At 67.2% G+C, this 18,626-nt stretch carries 17 protein-coding genes; 13 read left to right on the forward strand and 4 right to left on the reverse strand.

Annotated elements, in window-relative coordinates; all coding sequences use genetic code 11:
• The first annotated feature begins 66 nt into the window (after positions 1-66).
• Together ACQCSU_RS20375 and ACQCSU_RS20380 are read left to right on the forward strand one after the other, a co-directional pair.
• Positions 67-810, forward strand: coding sequence for a DUF5998 family protein (locus tag ACQCSU_RS20375; RefSeq protein ID WP_426977135.1), 744 nt, complete (start codon positions 67-69; stop codon positions 808-810).
• Position 811: 1 nt separating this feature from the next.
• Complete coding sequence (locus ACQCSU_RS20380) at positions 812-2,056, forward strand: alkaline phosphatase family protein (protein ID WP_426979876.1); 1,245 nt, start codon at positions 812-814, stop codon at positions 2,054-2,056.
• Positions 2,057-2,094: 38 nt separating this feature from the next.
• Here ACQCSU_RS20380 and sepH read toward each other — a convergent pair whose 3' ends face one another.
• The gene (gene sepH / locus ACQCSU_RS20385; RefSeq protein ID WP_426977137.1) at positions 2,095-3,531 is read right to left on the reverse strand and encodes a septation protein SepH; all 1,437 of its coding nucleotides are present in this window, start codon (positions 3,529-3,531) and stop codon (positions 2,095-2,097) included.
• A gap of 326 nt (positions 3,532-3,857) precedes the next feature.
• On the opposite strand from sepH, the gene ACQCSU_RS20390 reads away from it, so the two are divergent.
• Positions 3,858-4,157, forward strand: coding sequence for a DUF4193 domain-containing protein (locus tag ACQCSU_RS20390; protein WP_426977139.1), 300 nt, complete (start codon positions 3,858-3,860; stop codon positions 4,155-4,157).
• 46 nt (positions 4,158-4,203) lie between these two features.
• Here ACQCSU_RS20390 and ACQCSU_RS20395 read toward each other — a convergent pair whose 3' ends face one another.
• Positions 4,204-4,692 (reverse strand): DUF3093 domain-containing protein, encoded by a 489-nt coding sequence (locus ACQCSU_RS20395; RefSeq protein WP_426977140.1) that lies wholly within the window; start codon positions 4,690-4,692, stop codon positions 4,204-4,206.
• A gap of 145 nt (positions 4,693-4,837) precedes the next feature.
• On the opposite strand from ACQCSU_RS20395, the gene dut reads away from it, so the two are divergent.
• From dut to ACQCSU_RS20415, 4 genes are all read left to right on the forward strand, one after another.
• Positions 4,838-5,368 carry a dUTP diphosphatase gene (gene dut, locus ACQCSU_RS20400; RefSeq protein WP_426977142.1) on the forward strand — a complete coding sequence of 177 codons (531 nt, stop codon included), beginning with the start codon at positions 4,838-4,840 and terminating at the stop codon, positions 5,366-5,368.
• 247 nt (positions 5,369-5,615) lie between these two features.
• Positions 5,616-6,335 carry a DUF3710 domain-containing protein gene (locus ACQCSU_RS20405; protein WP_426977143.1) on the forward strand — a complete coding sequence of 240 codons (720 nt, stop codon included), beginning with the start codon at positions 5,616-5,618 and terminating at the stop codon, positions 6,333-6,335.
• Complete coding sequence (locus ACQCSU_RS20410; RefSeq protein ID WP_426977145.1) at positions 6,328-6,681, forward strand: hypothetical protein; 354 nt, start codon at positions 6,328-6,330, stop codon at positions 6,679-6,681. The genes ACQCSU_RS20405 and ACQCSU_RS20410 overlap by 8 nt, the downstream gene beginning before the upstream one ends.
• Entirely contained in the window at positions 6,678-7,457 is a 780-nt protein-coding gene (locus ACQCSU_RS20415) for a DUF3159 domain-containing protein (protein WP_426977146.1), read from the forward strand. The genes ACQCSU_RS20410 and ACQCSU_RS20415 overlap by 4 nt, the downstream gene beginning before the upstream one ends.
• 61 nt (positions 7,458-7,518) lie before the next feature.
• On the opposite strand, the gene ACQCSU_RS20420 is transcribed toward ACQCSU_RS20415, so the two are convergent.
• Together ACQCSU_RS20420 and ACQCSU_RS20425 are read right to left on the reverse strand one after the other, a co-directional pair.
• On the reverse strand, positions 7,519-8,262 hold the full coding sequence (locus ACQCSU_RS20420; protein WP_426977148.1) for a potassium channel family protein: 744 nt from the start codon (positions 8,260-8,262) through the stop codon (positions 7,519-7,521).
• Positions 8,263-8,934 carry a potassium channel family protein gene (locus ACQCSU_RS20425; RefSeq protein WP_426977150.1) on the reverse strand — a complete coding sequence of 224 codons (672 nt, stop codon included), beginning with the start codon at positions 8,932-8,934 and terminating at the stop codon, positions 8,263-8,265.
• 191 nt (positions 8,935-9,125) lie between these two features.
• Here ACQCSU_RS20425 and ACQCSU_RS20430 point away from each other — a divergent pair, with 191 nt between their 5' ends.
• From ACQCSU_RS20430 to ACQCSU_RS20455, 6 genes are all read left to right on the forward strand, one after another.
• Entirely contained in the window at positions 9,126-11,102 is a 1,977-nt protein-coding gene (locus tag ACQCSU_RS20430) for an APC family permease (protein ID WP_426977152.1), read from the forward strand.
• On the forward strand, positions 11,099-12,451 hold the full coding sequence (locus tag ACQCSU_RS20435) for a class I SAM-dependent RNA methyltransferase (protein ID WP_426977153.1): 1,353 nt from the start codon (positions 11,099-11,101) through the stop codon (positions 12,449-12,451). The genes ACQCSU_RS20430 and ACQCSU_RS20435 overlap by 4 nt, the downstream gene beginning before the upstream one ends.
• A 184-nt stretch (positions 12,452-12,635) precedes the next feature.
• Positions 12,636-15,476, forward strand: coding sequence for an aconitate hydratase AcnA (gene acnA, locus ACQCSU_RS20440; protein WP_426977154.1), 2,841 nt, complete (start codon positions 12,636-12,638; stop codon positions 15,474-15,476).
• 147 nt (positions 15,477-15,623) lie between these two features.
• Positions 15,624-17,597 carry a 1-deoxy-D-xylulose-5-phosphate synthase gene (gene dxs, locus ACQCSU_RS20445; protein WP_426977155.1) on the forward strand — a complete coding sequence of 658 codons (1,974 nt, stop codon included), beginning with the start codon at positions 15,624-15,626 and terminating at the stop codon, positions 17,595-17,597.
• 94 nt (positions 17,598-17,691) lie between these two features.
• A complete protein-coding gene (locus ACQCSU_RS20450) occupies positions 17,692-18,249 on the forward strand; it encodes a hypothetical protein (protein WP_426977156.1) in 558 nt (185 codons plus the stop codon).
• A 124-nt stretch (positions 18,250-18,373) separates the two neighbouring features.
• Complete coding sequence (locus ACQCSU_RS20455) at positions 18,374-18,607, forward strand: hypothetical protein (protein WP_426977158.1); 234 nt, start codon at positions 18,374-18,376, stop codon at positions 18,605-18,607.
• The last annotated feature ends 19 nt before the right edge of the window (positions 18,608-18,626 follow it).

Below are 18,626 nucleotides of genomic sequence, written 5' to 3' on the forward strand. Positions count from 1 at the left end.
GCGGCTGGCCGGTGCGTGCCGCCGTGCAGTTAGCATGTCCCCAGCCGATCTGTGAAAATGGAGACCATGAGCTCCCAGTCTCCGACACCCAAGTCCCCGGCGCCCGTCTCCGGACGCCAGGGCGCACCGCACCACGGCCTGCATGACCACAGTGAGCAGGGTCAAAGCCTCGAGGGGGCCCTTCAGCAGTCCGGTTTCTACCCCCGGCTCGTGGCCGACGTGGTCGCTGACGCCCTGGACGGCCGCGACTGCGTGGCGCACCTGGTCCATCTCGAGACGCATTTCGACCGGGCCGAGGTCCGCCGCCACATCACCGTGCTGGTGCTGACCGATGACATGCTGGTCATCACCCACGTGGATGACCAGCAGCTCGATGACGCCGGCGAACAGACCGTCGCGCAGGTCTCCACGGAATCCGTCCCCGTGACCCAGATCCGCTCCGTCGTGCTCAGCTACGTGTACGCCCAGCCGCAGGACTACAAGTCCTCGGACCCGGTCCGCGAGCTGACCCTGTCCATCGCTTGGTCCGGCGGGCAGCGGCTCGACATGGGCCCGGCCAGCTGCGGCGATCCGCAATGCGAAGCGGACCACGGCTACAGCGGCACCATCGCCCAGGAGGACATTGTGCTCCGGATCAGCGCCGAAGCCGACGGGCTACAGGCCGTCCAGGACGCCAAACTCTTCGCCCGCGCCCTCCGGGCCGTGAACACCGGGTCCTCGGCCCCCACACCGCACACCGGCCCCGGTCTGCCGCCCCGCGCCCGCATGGGTGTCTTCGGAAACCGCCTCAGCCGCGGCCACCAGCGCTGAGATGGCGCCGGTCCGCGTGCCCGAGCCGCTCTCTGTGCCTTCCGCACCGTCCCTGCCCCTGACGCTCCCCACCGCACTGCCGGCCGCGCCGGCGTTCGGCCACCGCTCCGTCGCCGAGGTGCTCAGCAGCGCCGCGGCCAGCATCGGGGTCCCCGGATTCGAAAACCGGCTGGATCTGCCCGCTGGCAAGCGGATCTGCGTCGTGCTGGCCGACGGGCTGGGCCGGAACCTGCTGAAGCAGAAGTCGGCGCACACTCCGTTCCTGCGCTCCGTCATGCAGGCAGGCCAGGGGCGGGTGCCGGTGTCGCTGGATTCCGCCTTCCCCTCGACCACGGCAGCATCGCTGGCCAGCTTCGGCACGGGTCTGGCCGCAGGGCAGCACGGCATGGTGGGCTACGACGTGCTGGACCCGGACCAGGACCGCGTGGTCAACATGCTGGGTAACTGGGACGCCGGGGTGGATCCGCAGAAATGGCAGCCCTTCCCCACGGTGTTTGAGCGGGCCGCGGAGCACGCGGACGTCACCACCGTGGGCCTGCCCCAGTTCAGCAACTCCGCCATGACCCGGGCGTCGCTCCGGGGCGGCCGCTACGTCACGGCCACCACCTCGCACGCCAGGACCGCCGCTGCCGCCGAGGCCATGGCCGGTGCGGGGAACTCGCTGATGTACTTCTACATCAACGAGCTGGACAAGGCCGGGCACCGGCACGGCTGCCAGTCACCGCAGTGGGAGTACCAGCTCGAAGAACTTGACGCCACCGTGCGCCGGCTCAGCTCCACCCTTCCGGCCGGCACCACGGTATTGCTCACGGCAGACCACGGCATGCTTGACGTCCCGGAATCCCAGCGGATCGACTATTCGGCGGAACCGGCCCTCATCGCCGGCGTCCGGCACACCGCGGGGGAGCCGCGGATGGTCCATCTCTATCTGGAGGACGGGACGGACGACGCCGGTCGCGCCCGGCTGCTGGCGGCCTGGCGTGCCCGCTTCGGCGACCGGATCTGGGCGTTCACCCGTGAAGAGGCCGTCGCCGCGGGGCTGTTCGGTGAGGTCCGCGCCGAGGTTGCCCCGCGGATCGGCGACGTCATGATCGCCGCCCGGGACGCCCTGGCACTCTATGACACCCGGCGGGTGCGGCCGACTGCCCTGGAGGTGGTGGGCCAGCACGGTTCCCTGACCAAGGCGGAACGCGACGTCCCGCTGCTGTGCTTCACGGCCGACGGGGCCAAGGCGCCACGCCGCTGAAAGAGTGCCGCTGGGACAGTGCCGCTGTCGACTCGCGGTTAGTCGCCGCGGGTGCCGAAGACTATTTCGTCCCAGCTGGGGACGCTGGAACGCTTGGGTTTGGCGGGCTGGCGCTCCGGCTGCTCGGACTCCCGTTCGGTGCGGACGTCGGCTCCGGCGTCACGGTGCTGGCGGCGCGGGCTCCCGCCGCCGAGGAGTTCGTCCAGGCCTTTGCTCTGGGTGGGGCCCTGCTGGCCGGCCGGACGGAGCTGGGACGCCGCAAGGGTGATCTCCCGGGTCTCCGTGCTCACACCGTCGTGCAGTTTGAGGGCGTCGTCGTCCGCGTCGTCATGCCGGGGGGCCAAGGTGAGCCGGGACATGATGGAGGGCCGGCCGTCGCGGCGGCGTCCCCAGGTGTCCGCACCGGGCTGCTCTGTGTCCGCACCGGGCTGCTCTGTGTCCGCACCGGGCTGCGCTGTGTCCGCACCGGGCTGTTCTACCGCTGCTACCGCATCCGCCCGTGCGTCCGGGCGGTCAGCTTCCGGGGCCGCGGGCAGCTCCTCGGCGGAATCCGTTTCCGGCTCAGCTTCGGCTTCGGCCGGAACTTCGGATGGCCGCGGGTGGGCCGCCGGGACTCCGTTGGTCAGGAGCAAGGCGAGGGCGTCGTCGGCGTCTTCGTCGACGCCGAGGCGCTGGCCCCGGCGGGAGCGCAGCATGTCGAGCAGCCCGTCCGCTTCCTGATCCTGCTGGAGCTGGAGTTGCTGGATGGCGTTGTGCTGGGCAGTCGCTGTCCGGGCCGCCGCATCGGCGTCGGTCTCAAAGTCAAAGGGCCGGTCCGAAACGGCCGAGAGCCGGCGTGCCGGGACGGGCCCGTCGAGCGGTTCCAGTTCGCTGAGCTGCTGCGCCCAGCGGTTGGCGTTCTGCAGGGATTTGCGGGCGGGATTGAACGTCCACATCGCCGGCGGCTCCTCGCCGATGCCGGAATGGCCGGGCTTCGGTTCGAAGCGGGCCACCACGTTCCAGCTGCCGTCCGTGCGCCGCCAGGAGTCCCACTCGACCGTCGAAGGATCGATGCCGTGCGCCGGCAGGCGGTGCGTCACCATGTCGCTCAGGGAGGCCGGGTTGTCACCGAACACCGAGCGGTATATGTCCTGGCCGGGGGCGGGGGAGGCAACTTCCACCTTGCGGGCCTGCAGCGCGATGTACTCGCGCTCGGCAAGTACCGGACCCTCATAGCGCTGGACTTTGGCGAGCGGGATGCCCGAGAGCTCCGCCACCTCCGCCGCCGTCGAACCACTGCGGATCCGGGCCTGGATATCGCGCGGAGACATGGCAATAGGCGTGGTGCCTGCGCCGGAAGCGGCCTTCGCCGACGCCCGGCTGGCCGCCACCCGAAGTGCTTCATCGATTGGCAGCTGGAACATCTCGCCGCCGGCGCCGCTCAACAGGAGATGCTCCCCGTCGTCGTGGACGCCTACAAGCCGTAGATCCTGCATACAAATCCTCCACCCTGGCATTACTAACAATCGAAACTCTGCCACCCGGAGGGGACTTTTCGGGTGAGGACAGAGGGCGCGCCGCGAATTTCCGCGACTTTCCGGCACTTTTCGGCCCGTCAAGGACCGTCCGGCGGGCCGTGTACCACTCGCCTCTGGTTTTCACCAGACGCTTAAGCAAAAATGACCCGACATCGGGCACAAAAACCGCGTGCCCGGCGTTGTCATCGGTGAACCGGGCCCGGAGGGGTCCCGGGCCTCAAGCCCGGTAGGACCAGCCGGGGCTCGGCGAACCAATCGAACCAGCGGAGTGTGAGCAACAAATAATGGCGACAGACTACGATGCGCCACGCAAGTCCGAAGAGGACCTCAACGAGGACTCAATCGAGGAGCTGAAAGCGCGGCGTACGGACAAGCCTTCCGCAGTGGTGGATGAAGATGAATCCGAGCTGGCTGAAGGCTACGAACTCCCCGGGGCAGACCTGTCCGGGGAGGAGCTCCTGGTCCGGGTGATGCCGGCCCAGGCGGATGAATTCACCTGTGCCTCCTGCTTCCTCGTCCGCCACCGTTCGCAGATCGCCCGCGAAAAGGATGGGCTCAAGTACTGCAAGGAGTGCGAGGGCTAGGCTGCGAGGGCTAGTCTGCGAGGGCTAAAAAAGCGGCCGGGGAGCATTAGTTCCGTGACCGGAGGGCGGCGAGCAGCTGATCCGGGTGCCTGGTGGACGTCAGCCAGTACGGCGTGCGGTCCGATGGGTCCGTGATCTCGATCCGGACCACCGGATCCACCCAGCCCCGGATGCACATGAACGCCAGGCCGTTGAGCCGGGTGCCGCGCTCCGCCGTCGCTTCCTTTCCCCGGTAGGCCTCCGCGGTCCCGAGGAAGCGGCGTTCGATCGTGGCCCGGCCGACGCGCAGGGTCGAACCCGTCACCGTGATGGCCGGCGTGGAGACTATCAGCAGTACGGAGATGATGACGAAGAGCACGACGGCGGCCGTGATCCCGGCGGCGATGCTGATGGGTGCGAAGACCAGGATCCCGGCGCTGGACAGTCCCGCCGACACCAGCCAGATCCAAAAATTCGGCCAGATCTTCTCCCGATAAAGAACGGCGGCGTCACTGGGGGTGTTGGAGGCAGGCACAGCTGCGCTGGATTCGGGCATGAGCCCAGCCTTCCACTTTTCCCGGGCTATTTCATCTTGCCCGCCGGGCTTGGTCCGGTCCGGCACACCCACTGCCCGTTGCTGTGCCGGCCGAAGGCCGCTGCGGATAGGCCGAAACCACCGCCGGGCGTTAGAGTGAGGGATTGTGACTGAAGAAAAAACCGCCGTGACCACCCGCCCGGACGAGCCAGCGGAAACCGGCGCCGGGGAGTACGGAAACCCCACCCTGACCGTGCAGTTGAAGATGCTCGACGCCGGGCTGGAACCGCCGTCGTACGCGCACCCGGGGGACGCCGGCGCGGACCTGCGCGCCCGCGAGGACGTCGTGCTGAAGCCGGGGGAGCGCAGACTGGTGCCGACCGGCGTGTCCATCGCCCTCCCGGACGGCTTCGTGGCCCTGATCCACCCGCGGTCCGGCCTGGCCACCAAGCACGGGCTGACGGTCGTGAACGCGCCCGGAACCGTTGATGCGGGCTACCGGGGCGAAATTGCCGTGACACTGCTGAATACTGACCGGCATGAGGCGATCGAACTCAAGCGCGGCGATAGAATTGCACAAATGGTTATCCAGCGCGTCGAGTACGCACGGTTCCTCGCCGTCGAGGAACTGGGCGACTCGGTTCGCGGCGGCGGTGGCTTCGGATCCACTGGTGGCTTCGGCGCCGCCACGGCCTGAACCAGAGAAGAGCGACCCGCAGCACTGCGCAGCGGGCATTGCGCAGGGGGCCTTGGGCAGTGGACCTTCGGCAACGGGCCTTGGGCAGCGGGCATTGGATGGTGGCAAAGATCCGTGGCATACGGTTCTGCGGCACGAATTCAGGATTTTGAGCAGGTACCCTAAACCGGCGGTGCCGAGGGAACGGGCAGACGCCACGCGGACGCAAAGCGTCGCGGCGGCACATCACAACGAAGGAGACAACCCGATGGTTTTTGGGCGTGGCAGGAAAGCCAAACAGGAACAGCTGAGCGAGACCGGGGACACCCTGGAGAGCGCAGCTGAAGGCTCCGCCGCGGATTCCGCGGACGGTGCAGCCCGCGGCGCCACCGGTCCCTTCGACGTCTCGGAAATCGAGAACCACGACGGGTATGTGGACCTCGGTGCGCTCCTGATCGCCCCCCAGGAAGGCCTTCAGCTCCGGCTCGAGGTCGAGGAGGCCACCCAGCGCGTCGTCGCTGTCACCATGGACCTGGACGGCTCAAGCCTCCAGCTGCAGGCGTTTGCCGCGCCCCGGTCCGAAGGTCTCTGGGACGAAATCCGCGAACAGATCGGACAGTCCGTCGGAAGCCAGGGTGGCCAGGTCGAGGAGATCCAGGGCAACTTCGGCACCGAACTCGTCGCCAAGCTTCCCGCCAGCGGCTCGGACGAAAGCCAGGGTTACCGCGTGGCACGCTTCATCGGCGTCGACGGTCCGCGCTGGTTCCTCAGGGGCGTCCTGGGCGGAGAGGCTGCAGTGGACCGCGACGCCGCCGCCGGACTTGAAGGGCTGTTCCGTCGGATCGTCGTCGTCCGGGGCGAGAACCCCATGCCGCCGCGCGACCTGCTGCAGCTGCGCCTCCCCAAGGACTCCGCCGCCCCGTCACCCAAGGCTGCTCCGGACCTCGAACAGCCTGAGCGTGGACCGGAGATCACCCAGATTGGTTGATGCCGCCCGCAAGGGAACCGCCGCCTCGCTCTCCATCAGGGGACTGCCGAACCGCGGCCGCGTGCTGTGCCACGGCTTTATCGAGGCGGTAACCTACGCGCCGGCAAGCCAGGTGGCGGCCTTCACCGCCATCGTTGCCGATCACGACGCTCCGCCGGCGAAGTCCAAGTCCACCCGCAAAGGCGCCCCGGCCCGTTTGCGGGTCATCTGGCTGGGGCGGCGGCGGATCTCCGGGGTCGCCGCCGGCACGGAGCTGCGGCTCGAAGGCATGGTCACCATGCGTGACGGCATGCCCACCATGTTCAATCCCCGCTACGAGATACTCTCCCGCCAGGAGGAGCAATGACCTTGCCCGAGAAGTCCCAGCCCCCTGCTGAACAGAACACTGCTGACCAGCCCCCTGCTGACCAGGGCACTGCTGAACAGGGCACTGCTGAACAGGGCACTGCTGAACAGAACACTGCTGACCAGCCCACCATGGCACAGCTTGCCGAGGGATACGCGAGCAAGGCCGGCCTGCACCGTTCCGGGAACGGCAACATCGACGTGCTCAAGAGCGCCGGCGGCATCCAGGGCATTGCCGAAAGCATCCTGCCCGGACTGGTCTTCCTCATCGCCTTCACCATCACCCGGGAACTGCCGCCGGCACTCATCTCCTCGCTGGCCGCCGCCGCAGCCTTCACCGTCGCCCGGCTGGTGCAGCGGAAGCCGCTGACGCAGGCCCTGGCGGGGATCGTCGGCGTCGGCCTCTCTGCGTGGATAGCCAACTCCACCGGCAAGGCGGAAGACTTCTACGTCCTCGGTTTCTTCACCAACATCGCGTACATCCTGGCGATGTCCCTCTCGATTGCCTTCCGCTGGCCCTTCGCCGGGCTGCTTTTCGGGTTCATCCGGAACGAGGGCCTGGAGTGGCGCAAGCACCCTGCCCGGGTGAAGGCGTACCAGATCGGTACCTGGGTGATCGTCTCCGTGCTCGTGCTGCGGCTGCTGGTCCAGGTTCCGCTGTACTTCATGGGGGAGCAGGGCCTTGCAGGCCTGGCCACGACCCGGCTCCTGATGGGGGCGCCGCTCTACGTCCTCGGCGTCTGGGTGGCCTGGCTCCTGACCCGGCCCGCCCGATGAGCTATCAGCAAACGTCGTTCCCAGCCTTCAGAACGATGCTTGCTGATAGCGCAACCGTGGACTAGCCGTCGAAGCCCTCGTTCTCTGTCGGCTGGTTCCCGGCGCCGTGCCGTTCAGAGGTGACCGGGTGCTGTTCCTCGAGCGTTGATTCCGGCGAGAGCAGGGCACGCAGCTGGTCCTCGGCGGCGATCGTGGTCACGAAGAACAGTTCATCTCCGCCGTCAATCACGTCGTCACGGCTCGGGGTGATCGGCGCCTGGTCCCGCAGGATCGCCACGAGGGTGGCGTCCTCAGGCCACTCGATGTCGCCGACGGTCAGTCCGATGACGTGCGAGTCGTGCGGGACGGTGAACTCGACCAGCGATGACACCCCCGTGTGGAGGGTGAGGAGCCGGACAAGGTCGCCGATCTCCACCGCCTCCTCGACAAGGGCCGTCATCAGCTGCGGCGTGTTGACTGCGACGTCGACACCCCAGGAATCGTCGAACATCCAGTCGTTCTTGGGATTGTTGACCCGCCCCACCGTCCTGCCCACGCCGAACTCCGTCTTTGCCAGCAGCGAGACCACGAGGTTGACCTTGTCGTCACCGGTGGCGGACACCACGACGTCGGCGTCCTCCAGTTTCGCGTCCTTGAGCGTGCTCAGTTCGCAGGCGTCGCCGACAAGCCAGTGGGCGCCCCGCAGGCCGCTGCGTCCGATCACCTCGGGCTTGAGATCGATCAGCAGGATTTCATGTTTGTGGGCCAGCAGCTCGCGGGCGATCGACGAACCGACACTTCCCGCCCCGACGATGACAACTTTCACTTAGGACTCCTTGGCGGGGGACTTGGCAAGAATATGGGCGACTTCGGTGCTGCGGTCCACATCCAGCATCGCGTGGACCGTGTCGCCGTCCTGGTAAGAGGTGCCGGCCCCGGGCAGCATTCCCTCGCCGAAACGGGTCAGGTAGGCCACCCGGATGCCCGCAGCCTTCTCGATCGCGCTCACGGGGTGCCCGATCCAGCCGGCTTCCAGGTCCACCTCGGCGAGCACGAGCCGGCCGGAGGGGTCGCGGAAATCGCCGGCGATGTGCTGCTCCGGCAGGATCCGGCGGAGCACCTGGTCGGCGCTCCAGCGAACGGCCGCGACCGTGGGGATGCCGAGCCGCTGGTAGATCTCCGCGCGGCCCGGATCGTAAATCCTGGCCACGACGTGCGGGACGTGGAAGGTCTCCCGGGCCACCCGGGTGGCCAGGATGTTGGAATTGTCGCCGCTGGAGACGGCGGCGAAGGCGTAGGCCTCCTCGACGCCGGCCTGCTTCATCGTTTCCCGGTCAAAGCCGACGCCCGTGACTTTGCGCCCGGTGAAACCGGGGCGGAGCCGCCGGAAGGCACGGTCGTCCTGGTCGATGATGGCCACCGAATGACCGGCGTCCTCGAGAGTGTGCGCCAGGGTTGCCCCCACCCGGCCACAACCCATGATGACGAAGTGCGCCACACGTGCCTCCTAATGCTTCGCGGTCTGCTGCTGCGTAAAACTCTACCGGCCATGCGGCGCCCCGCAGCCAGTGCCGCAGCCAGTGCCGCAGCCAGTGCCGCGCCCCGCCGCCGGGCGGGGGAGGCTTGCCGCCAAGACCCAGCGGACGGAGCCGTCATGACATCGCGTGCGAATGCGACTAGCTTTGTCTGGTGCTGACAATTTTCAATGCCGTGAAGCGGGTGCTGGTAGGCAAGCCCTTCCGGAACGAGAGTCTGGCCCACACCCTGCTCCCGAAGCGGATCGCGCTGCCCATTTTCGCCTCCGATGCGTTGTCCTCCGTGGCATACGCGCCGGACGAAATCCTCCTGACGCTGGCCCTGGCCGGGGTCAGCGCCGTGGCGTTTTCACCCTGGGTGGGGCTGGCCGTCATGGTGGTGCTGCTGACGGTCGTCGCCTCCTACCGCCAGAACGTCCACGCCTACCCGTCCGGCGGCGGCGACTACGAGATCGCCAACGTAAACCTGGGCAAGTACGCCGGCCTCACTGTCGCCGCAGCGCTGCTCGTTGACTACGTGCTGACAGTGGCCGTGTCGATGTCCTCCGCCGCCGCGTACCTGACCACCGCCATCCCCTCGCTGCACGGCCAGCAGGCCGCCATCGCCACCATCGGCGTCGTGATCCTGGCCCTCGTCAACCTGCGCGGCATCCGCGAAGCCGGCAGCGTCTTCGCCGTCCCCACCTACATCTTCATGGCCTCCATCCTCGGCATGACGGCCGTCGGCATCTTCCAGGCCGCCACCGGGCAGCTGGGCGAGGCGCCCTCGGCGGCCTTCACCATCGTGCCGGAGCAGGGCTTCGACGAAGGACTCGTCGGGCTGGCGGGCGCCTTCCTGCTGCTGCGCGCGTTCTCCTCCGGCGCCGCCGCCCTGACCGGCGTCGAGGCGATCAGCAACGGCGTGCCGAACTTCCAGAAGCCCAAGAGCAAGAACGCGGCTACCACGCTGCTGCTGCTTGGCGTGATTGCCGCCTCCATGCTGGCCGGCATCATCTACCTCGCCAACGCCACCAAGGTGCACATCGTGCTGGACCCGGCAAAGGAATTCCTGCTGGACGGCAAGCCGGTGGCGGAGGACTATATCCAGAGCCCCGCGATCAGCCAGATCGCGCAGACCATCTTCGGCGCCGGATCGATCCCGTTCTACCTCGTGGTCGCCGCGACCGGCGTGATCCTGGTGTTCGCCTCCAACACGGCCTTCAACGGGTTCCCGGTCCTCGGCTCGATCCTGGCCCAGGACGGCTATCTGCCCCGCCAGCTGCGCACCCGCGGGGACCGCCTGGCCTTCAGCAACGGTGTGCTGGCGCTGGCCGCCGGCGCCCTGGTGCTGATCATCGCCTTCAACGCGGACGTCACAAAACTCATCCAGCTCTACATCGTGGGCGTCTTCATCTCCTTCACCATGAGCCAGCTCGGCATGATCCGGCACTGGGGCCGGGAACTGAAGCTTGCCAAGGACCCGGCGGCGAAGCTGCGGATGGTCAAGTCCCGGACCATCAACACGATCGGCTTCGGCATGACCGCCCTGGTCCTGGTGATTGTGCTGATCACGAAGTTCGAACAGGGCGCCTGGATCGCGCTGCTGGCGATGTTTGTGCTGTTCCTCATCATGTGGAGCATCCGGGCGCACTACGACAACGTGGCCAAGGAACTCGCCGTGGATGAGGACTCCTCGCCGCGCGCCCTGCCCACCCGCGTGCACGCCGTCCTGCTCGTCTCGCACGTCCGCAAGCCTGTGCTGCGTGCGCTGGCCTACGCCCGGGCCTCGCGCCCCTCCCGGCTCGACGCCATCACCGTGGACATCAGCCCGGAGGAGACCGAGCAGACCGTCGCCGACTGGGAGAAACTGGAAATCCCGGTACCGTTGACGGTGCTGGCCAGCCCGTTCCGCGAAACGGTGACGCCCATCATGGAGTACGTCAAGAACATGCGGCGCGACTCCCCCCGGGACCTGATCGTCGTGTACATCCCGGAGTACGTCGTCGGCAAATGGTGGGAGCAGCTGGTCCACAACCAGACCGCGCTGCGCATCAAGACCCGGCTCCACTTCGAGCCGGGAGTCATGGTTGCCAGCGTGCCCTGGCAGCTGAAATCGTCCGAAGAAGCCAAGAAACTGCAGGATATCCAATGAGCCCCGAAACAGCCACGCAATCCCACACCGACCTCGTGGTCGACGTCGGGCCGGTGGCCCATGGCGGTCACTGCGTTGCCCGGCATGAGGGACGCGTGGTGTTCGTCCGGCACGGGATCCCGGGCGAGAAGGTCCGGGTCCGCCTGACCGAGTCGGCTCCGGACGCCAAGTTCTGGCGCGGCGACGTGGTGGAGGTCCTGGCGGCATCCCCTGACCGGGTGGAGCACTTCTGGGACTTTGCCGACTCCCGCCGCTCCTGGTCCCACCGCCACCCGCCCCTCGGCGGGGCGGAGCTGGGCCACATTTCACTGGCACGCCAGCGCAGCCTCAAGGCCGAGGTGCTGGCCGAACAGCTCAAGCGCCTGGCCGGCGTCGAGCGCGTGACCGAAGTCGAGGCCGTGGACGGCCCCGCGGCGGCAGGAACGGCCGACGGCCTGGCCTGGCGGACCCGGGCCGGCTTCGCCGTAACACCCGGCGGGAAACTCGGCATGCACGCACACCGCTCCGACACTGTCCTGCCGGTCCGGGAGATGCCGCTGGCGGTGGACGGCATCAACGCCCTCCGGCTCTGGGAGATCGATCTGCAGGGCATCGAACGTGTGGAGGTCGCGGCCCCGGCCAACGGTTCCCGCCCGCTCGTACTCCTGGTCCCGGCCCCGGCCCCGGGTACCCGGGCCAAGCGCCTCAGCGCCATCCTTGCGCAGCTTCCCGAGGACGTCTCGGTGGCCAGCTTTGACCCGGCCAAGGGCGAGGCCCTGCAGCTGCGCGGGCGGACCTACGTCCAGGAGACCGCGGCCGGCCATGACTACCGTGTCACGGGCGACGGGTTCTGGCAGATCCACCGCGCCGGCCCGGACACCCTCGTCGGGGCCATGACCGGCTTCCTGCGCGACGGCGGTTTCCTGGACGCGGGGGCGGTGGTCGCGGACCTCTATGCCGGGGCCGGACTCTTCACGGCGCCCCTCGCCGACGCCGTGGGCGTGACCGGATCGGTGCTGTCCGTGGAAGGATCACCCGGCACCAGCCGGGACGCCCGCAAGAACCTGCACGGCGCCTCCCAGGTCGAAATTGTCCAGGGCCGGGTGGAACGGGTGCTGCGCCAGAGCCAGCGCAATTTCGACGCCATCCTGCTGGACCCGCCCCGGGCCGGCGCCGGCAAAGCCGTCGTGAACCAGATCGGCACGGGCCCCCGCGCCGTCGCCTACGTCTCGTGCGATCCGGCGTCGTTCGCACGCGACCTTGGCTACTTCCAGCAGGGCGGCTGGGAACTCTCCGGGCTGCGGGCCTTCGACCTGTATCCGCACACCCACCACATGGAGACTGTGGCGCTGCTGACTCCCCGGCGCTGATCCCACTAGGATGGGCGGAGTAGTCCGACGTCGCGCTCCGTAATCACGGCTGACCTCATGCAATACATGCTGATCCTTGTCCTGACGACTTGTCCTGACGAGTCTCAGTACCAGTTAGGTTGACCTAACTAGCATGGGGTCTGCGGCGCGACAAAGATGAAACTGTTGCGAGAGGAGTCCTGCGATGAGCATTGTGGACAGCTTCGGTTCAAAAGGCAAACTTAATGTAGCCGGTACCGAATACGAAATTTTCCGGTTGAACTCCGTTGAAGGTGCAGAAAACCTTCCGTTCAGCCTCAAGGTATTGCTTGAAAACCTGTTGAGGACCGAGGACGGCGCCAACATCACGGCCGACCACGTCCGAGCACTGGCCGGCTGGGACCCCAGCGCGGAGCCCGACACTGAAATCCAGTTCACGCCGGCGCGCGTGATCATGCAGGACTTCACTGGCGTGCCCTGCGTTGTGGACCTTGCCACCATGCGCGAGGCCGTCAAGGAACTCGGTGGAGACCCCAAGCGGGTCAACCCGCTGGCACCGGCGGAAATGGTGATCGACCACTCCGTGCAGATCGATGCCTTCGGCAACTCCGGCGCGCTGGAGCGCAACATGGAGATCGAGTACCAGCGCAACGGCGAGCGGTACCAGTTCCTGCGGTGGGGCCAGACCGCGTTTGACGACTTCAAGGTCGTCCCGCCGGGAACCGGCATCGTGCACCAGGTCAACATCGAGTACCTGGCCCGCACCGTCATGACCCGCGAGGTGGACACCGAGACAGGCACAGTCGTCCGGGCCTACCCGGACACCTGCGTCGGCACCGACTCACACACCACCATGGTCAACGGCCTGGGCGTGCTGGGCTGGGGCGTGGGCGGCATCGAGGCCGAGGCCGCCATGCTCGGCCAGCCCGTCTCCATGCTGATCCCGCGCGTCGTGGGCTTCAAGCTGACCGGATCCATTCCGGCCGGCGCCACCGCCACCGACGTCGTCCTGACCATCACCGAACAGCTGCGCAAGCACGGTGTGGTCGGCAAGTTCGTCGAGTTCTACGGCGAAGGCGTCGCGGCTGTGCCGCTGGCCAACCGCGCCACGATCGGCAACATGAGCCCGGAGTTCGGTTCCACCGCCGCCATGTTCCCGATCGACGACGTCACGCTCGAGTACCTGCGCCTCACCGGCCGGTCCGACGAGAACGTGGCCCTCGTTGAGTCCTACGCGAAGGAACAGGGCCTCTGGCACGATCCCTCCCGCGAGATCAAGTTCTCCGAGTACCTCGAGCTGGACCTGTCCACGGTTGTTCCCTCCATCTCCGGCCCGAAGCGTCCCCAGGACCGCATCGAGCTCACGGAGGCCAAGGAACAGTTCCGCAAGGACATCCACAACTACGTGTCGCTCGAAGACGGCAGCGTGGACGAGTCCCTGGACGAGTCCTTCCCCGCCTCGGACCCGCCCTCGTTCACCCACGCCGATTCCCACCCCACGGAAATCGCCCGCGTGGAGTCCGCGGCGAACGGCGCCCACGGGCGTCCGAGCAACCCGGTGCACATCAAGACCGAAGACGGCCGCGAGTTCGAGCTGGACCACGGAGCGGTCTCCATCGCCTCGATCACGTCCTGCACCAACACGTCCAACCCTTCGGTGATGCTGGCCGCCGCACTGCTGGCCCGCAACGCCGTCGACAAGGGCCTGATGTCCAAGCCCTGGGTCAAGACGTCCGTGGCCCCCGGTTCCAAGGTCGTCACCGACTACTACAACAAGTCGGGCCTGACGCCGTACCTGGAGAAGCTTGGCTTCTACATCGTCGGCTACGGCTGCGCTACCTGCATCGGCAACTCCGGTCCGCTCGACGCCGAAATCTCCGAGGCCATCCAGGCCAACGACCTTTCGGTCACTGCGGTGCTGTCCGGTAACCGCAACTTCGAAGGCCGGATCAACCCGGACGTGAAGATGAACTATCTGGCCTCCCCGCCGCTGGTCATCGCCTACGCCTTGGCCGGTTCCATGGACTTCGACTTTGACACCGATTCACTCGGCAAGGACGAGGCCGGAAACGACGTTTTCCTGAAGGACATCTGGCCGAACCCGGTCGAGGTCCAGCAGGTCATCGATTCCTCCATCGACAAGGACATGTTCGCCCGCGGCTACGAGGGCGTCTTCGACGGCGACGCACGCTGGAAGGCGCTCGACACCCCGGCCGGCGACACCTTCGCCTGGGACCCGAAGTCCACCTACGTGCGGAAGCCCCCGTACTTCGACGGCATGAAGGCTGAGCCGGATGCTGTCACCGACATCACCGGCGCCCGTGTGCTGCTGAAGCTCGGCGATTCGGTGACCACCGACCACATCTCCCCGGCCGGCTCCTTCAAGTCGGACACCCCGGCCGGCCAGTACCTGCTGGCCAACGGCGTGGAGCGCAAGGACTTCAACTCCTACGGCTCACGCCGTGGCAACCACGAGGTCATGATCCGCGGCACCTTCGCCAATATCCGGATCAAGAACCAGCTGCTCGCTGACTTCAACGATGGCGCCGGCGTCGAGGGTGGCTTCACCCGGGACTTCACGCAGGCAGACGGGGCGCAGGCCTACGTCTACGACGCCGCGCAGAACTACCAGGCAGCCGGCACCCCGCTGGTGGTCCTGGCGGGTAAGGAGTACGGCTCCGGCTCGTCACGTGACTGGGCAGCCAAGGGCACGGCTCTGCTGGGCGTAAAGGCTGTGGTGGCCGAAAGCTACGAGCGGATCCACCGCTCCAACCTGATCGGCATGGGTGTCCTGCCCCTGCAGTACCCGGCTGGCGAATCCGCTGCCACCCTGGGCCTGACCGGTACGGAAGCCTTCGCCGTCGAGGGCGTCACCGCCCTCAACGAAGGCACCACGCCGAAGACGCTCAAGGTCACGGCAACGGCCGAAGACGGCTCAGTCAAGTCCTTCGATGCCGTCCTGCGCATCGATACTCCGGGCGAGGCGGACTACTACCGCAACGGCGGCATCCTGCAGTACGTGCTGCGCCAGATCTCCGCCAACTAGGGGAGAATCCCTCTCCCTGCGGGAGGAACAGCACCAGTGAAGGCCCCGGCCGGTCAATGACCGGCCGGGGCCTTCACGTTCCGGCACCCGGGCACCTCCGGAGGCGTTAGAGTTAAAAGGTATGTCTACCACTCGAAGGAGGGGCCGTTGGGAATCTTGGAGACCATCCGGAATCCGCAGGACCTGAGCAAGTTGTCCGAGGCGCAGCTGGATAAGCTGGCAGCGGAGGTCAGGGACTTCCTGATCGGCAACGTCTCCCAGACCGGAGGCCACCTCGGCCCGAACCTCGGCGTCGTTGAGCTGACCATCGCGGTGCACCGGATCTTCGACTCGCCCCGCGACAGCATCGTCTTCGACACCGGCCACCAGTCCTACGTCCACAAACTCCTGACAGGCCGGCAGGACTTCAGCACCCTCCGCCAGCAGGGCGGACTGTCCGGCTACCCGGACCGCGCCGAGTCCGAGCACGACATCGTCGAAAGCTCGCACGCCTCCTCCTCCCTGTCCTGGGCTGACGGGATCTCCCGGGCCCGGGCGCTGACTGGCGACGGCGACCGCTACGTCATCGCCGTCGTGGGCGACGGTGCCCTGACCGGGGGCATGGCCTGGGAGGCCATCAACAACATTGCCGCGGACAAGAAGCGCCGCGTCGTGATCGTCGTCAACGACAACGGCCGCTCATACGCCCCGACGGTCGGTGGCTTCGCGGACTATCTTGCCTCGCTGCGCCCCACCATCGATTCCTTCCGCGCCGCGCCCGCCTACGAAGGCACCCTGGACTGGTGGCGTCGGAAGCTGCAGAGCGGCGGACCCGCGGGCCAGTTCACCTACCGCAGCCTCCATGCCATGAAGAAGGGCATCAAGGACTGGTGGGCGCCTCAGGGCATGTTCGAGGACCTCGGGATGAAGTACATCGGCCCGGTGGACGGCCACAACCTCCAGGCCATGGAACATGCCCTCTCCACCGCGAAGAACTACGCCGGACCCGTGATTGTCCACGCCATGACGGAGAAGGGCCACGGCTACGCGCCGGCCCGGGCGCACGAGGCGGACCAGTTCCACGCCGTCGGCATCATCGACCCGGAGACGGGCGAGCCCACCGAGGCCGGCGGCGCGAAATCCTGGACTTCCGTCTTCGCGGACGAGATCGCGGACATCGCGGACGAACGCAAGGACATCGTCGGCATCACCGGCGCCATGCTGATCCCGGTCGGGCTGCACAAGTTCGCCGCACGTCACCCCGAGCGGGTGTTCGACGTCGGCATCGCCGAACAGCACGCGCTCACCTCCGCCGCCGGCATGGCTTTTGGGGGACTGCACCCGGTGGTCAGCCTTTACGCGACTTTCCTCAACCGCGCCTTCGACCAGCTGCTCATGGATGTGGCCTTGCACAAAGCCGGTGTGACAATGGTCCTGGACCGCGCCGGGGTCACGGGGCCCGACGGCGCCAGCCATCACGGCATGTGGGACATGGCCATGGTCCAGATCGTCCCGGGACTGCACCTTGCTGCCCCGCGCGACGCCAGCCGGCTGCGCGAGGAACTCCGCGAGGCCGTCGCGATCGAGAACGCGCCCAGCGTGATCCGCTATTCCAAGGGCAGCGTCGGGGCCGAGGTGGAAGCCATCGAGCGGCTCAGCGACGGCGTGGACGTACTGGCACGCCGCCCCGCCGGTTCGACCGAAAACGACGTGCTGATTGTCAGCGTCGGGGCGATGTCCGAACTCGCCCTGGACGTCTCCAACCGGCTCGGCGCCCAGGGCATCAGCTCCACCGTGGTGGACCCCCGCTGGCTGCTGCCCGTCCGCAAGTCCATCATCGCCCTCGCCTCGCACCACCGCCTGGTCATCTGCATCGAGGACGGGGTGCGCGCCGGCGGCGTTGGCTCCCGGATCCGGCAGGAGATGCGGGCCGCCGGGGTGGACACCGCACTGAACGAGGTGGGGCTTCCGGTGGAATTCCTGGACCACGGAACCCGCAGCCAGGTGCTGGAGCGGGTTGGATTGACCGCCCAGAGGGTCACGCACGACGTCGTCGCCCAGGTCCTTGGGACCAAGGTGCCGTTCGCCCGCCCCCTGCCCGGGCAGGAACACCCCAGCACCGGCAGCCTGCCGCTGCTTTAACCAGCATGTCTGAACAGCAACCGTCCGAACAGCAACACCGTCCGACGGCGCCCCAGTGGTGCCGTTGCGGCACGGTCCAGGAAGGAACTGGCACATGAGCGGCATTATCCGGGTCTACAAACGCAACGAAGAAGGGGTCCTTGAGTTCAGGGAAGCCTGGTTTGACGAGGACTACAGCCAGTTTGTGATGAATCACGGCGTCGTCGGGCACCAAAGCAAAACCGATGAGACCGACGTCGCCGACGCCGCCGCTGCCGAGGGGCTCATGGACGCCTTCGCGGTGCAGTGCGCCGAGGACGGCTACGCCGAAATCCCCGAGGAGGAGCAGTTCTGGGTGGTGGCCCAGTACGCACTGAAGACCAAGGACGGCACCGACCGCGACCGTTACCTGGAAGAAAAAGCCAAGGACGCGCTCATCAGCCATCTGGCCTGGCGCGGGCTGGGGATCGTGGACCGCTCCGAATTTTCCGACGCCAAACTCAACATCTTCTGTCTCACCCCGGACGTCAACAAGGCCGTCAACGCCATTAAGGTGTGCATCCGCGGCGAGGATCTCGACTTCACCAAGCTGAGCATCGGCGCCGCGCCGTTCGGTGAGACGTCCTTCAAGCTCAAGCACTCACCGAAGCCCGCCAACGGTTTCAGCCTGTAGTCCACTCCACTAGTCCACACCTGTAGTCCACACCCGTAGTCCACTCCACTGGTTCGCACCGCTCGTCAGTTCACACCGTAAGGGTCACATCAGTTTGGGGGCAACCAACTGGAAGGTAACCGCAATGACGCCCAAATCCTTTGAATCGAAATCCTTTGAACCGGGCCGCACCCCGCTTCCACGCGGGATTGCGGCACCGGCCCGCAGATCCCTTGCGCACGCCGGGGTGGAAACCCTGGAGCAACTGGTGCAGCTGGGCGAACGCCAACTCGCCGGCATGGCAGGGGTCTGCCCGCGCACCATGGCCCAGCTGCAGGACGCCCTGGACGACCACGGACTGGAACTCTCGGCCGGCTGAGGCGGGGCGGCGCCGGGCC

This window comes from Pseudarthrobacter sp. O4 (genome assembly GCF_050157025.1).
Classification (GTDB): domain Bacteria; phylum Actinomycetota; class Actinomycetes; order Actinomycetales; family Micrococcaceae; genus Arthrobacter.

What these genes read in the sequence shown, in the direction of transcription:
- ACQCSU_RS20395 (WP_426977140.1), bottom strand. Translation starts at nt 4,692, where the DNA reads ATGCCCGAATCCAGCGCAGCTGTGCCTGCCTCCAACACCCCCAGTGAC.
- ACQCSU_RS20390 (WP_426977139.1), top strand. Translation starts at nt 3,858, where the DNA reads ATGGCGACAGACTACGATGCGCCACGCAAGTCCGAAGAGGACCTCAAC.
- ACQCSU_RS20380 (WP_426979876.1), top strand. Translation starts at nt 812, where the DNA reads ATGGCGCCGGTCCGCGTGCCCGAGCCGCTCTCTGTGCCTTCCGCACCG.
- ACQCSU_RS20375 (WP_426977135.1), top strand. Translation starts at nt 67, where the DNA reads ATGAGCTCCCAGTCTCCGACACCCAAGTCCCCGGCGCCCGTCTCCGGA.
- ACQCSU_RS20435 (WP_426977153.1), top strand. Translation starts at nt 11,099, where the DNA reads ATGAGCCCCGAAACAGCCACGCAATCCCACACCGACCTCGTGGTCGAC.
- sepH (WP_426977137.1), bottom strand. Translation starts at nt 3,531, where the DNA reads ATGCAGGATCTACGGCTTGTAGGCGTCCACGACGACGGGGAGCATCTC.
- ACQCSU_RS20405 (WP_426977143.1), top strand. Translation starts at nt 5,616, where the DNA reads ATGGTTTTTGGGCGTGGCAGGAAAGCCAAACAGGAACAGCTGAGCGAG.
- ACQCSU_RS20455 (WP_426977158.1), top strand. Translation starts at nt 18,374, where the DNA reads ATGACGCCCAAATCCTTTGAATCGAAATCCTTTGAACCGGGCCGCACC.
- ACQCSU_RS20450 (WP_426977156.1), top strand. Translation starts at nt 17,692, where the DNA reads ATGAGCGGCATTATCCGGGTCTACAAACGCAACGAAGAAGGGGTCCTT.
- ACQCSU_RS20415 (WP_426977146.1), top strand. Translation starts at nt 6,678, where the DNA reads ATGACCTTGCCCGAGAAGTCCCAGCCCCCTGCTGAACAGAACACTGCT.
- acnA (WP_426977154.1), top strand. Translation starts at nt 12,636, where the DNA reads ATGAGCATTGTGGACAGCTTCGGTTCAAAAGGCAAACTTAATGTAGCC.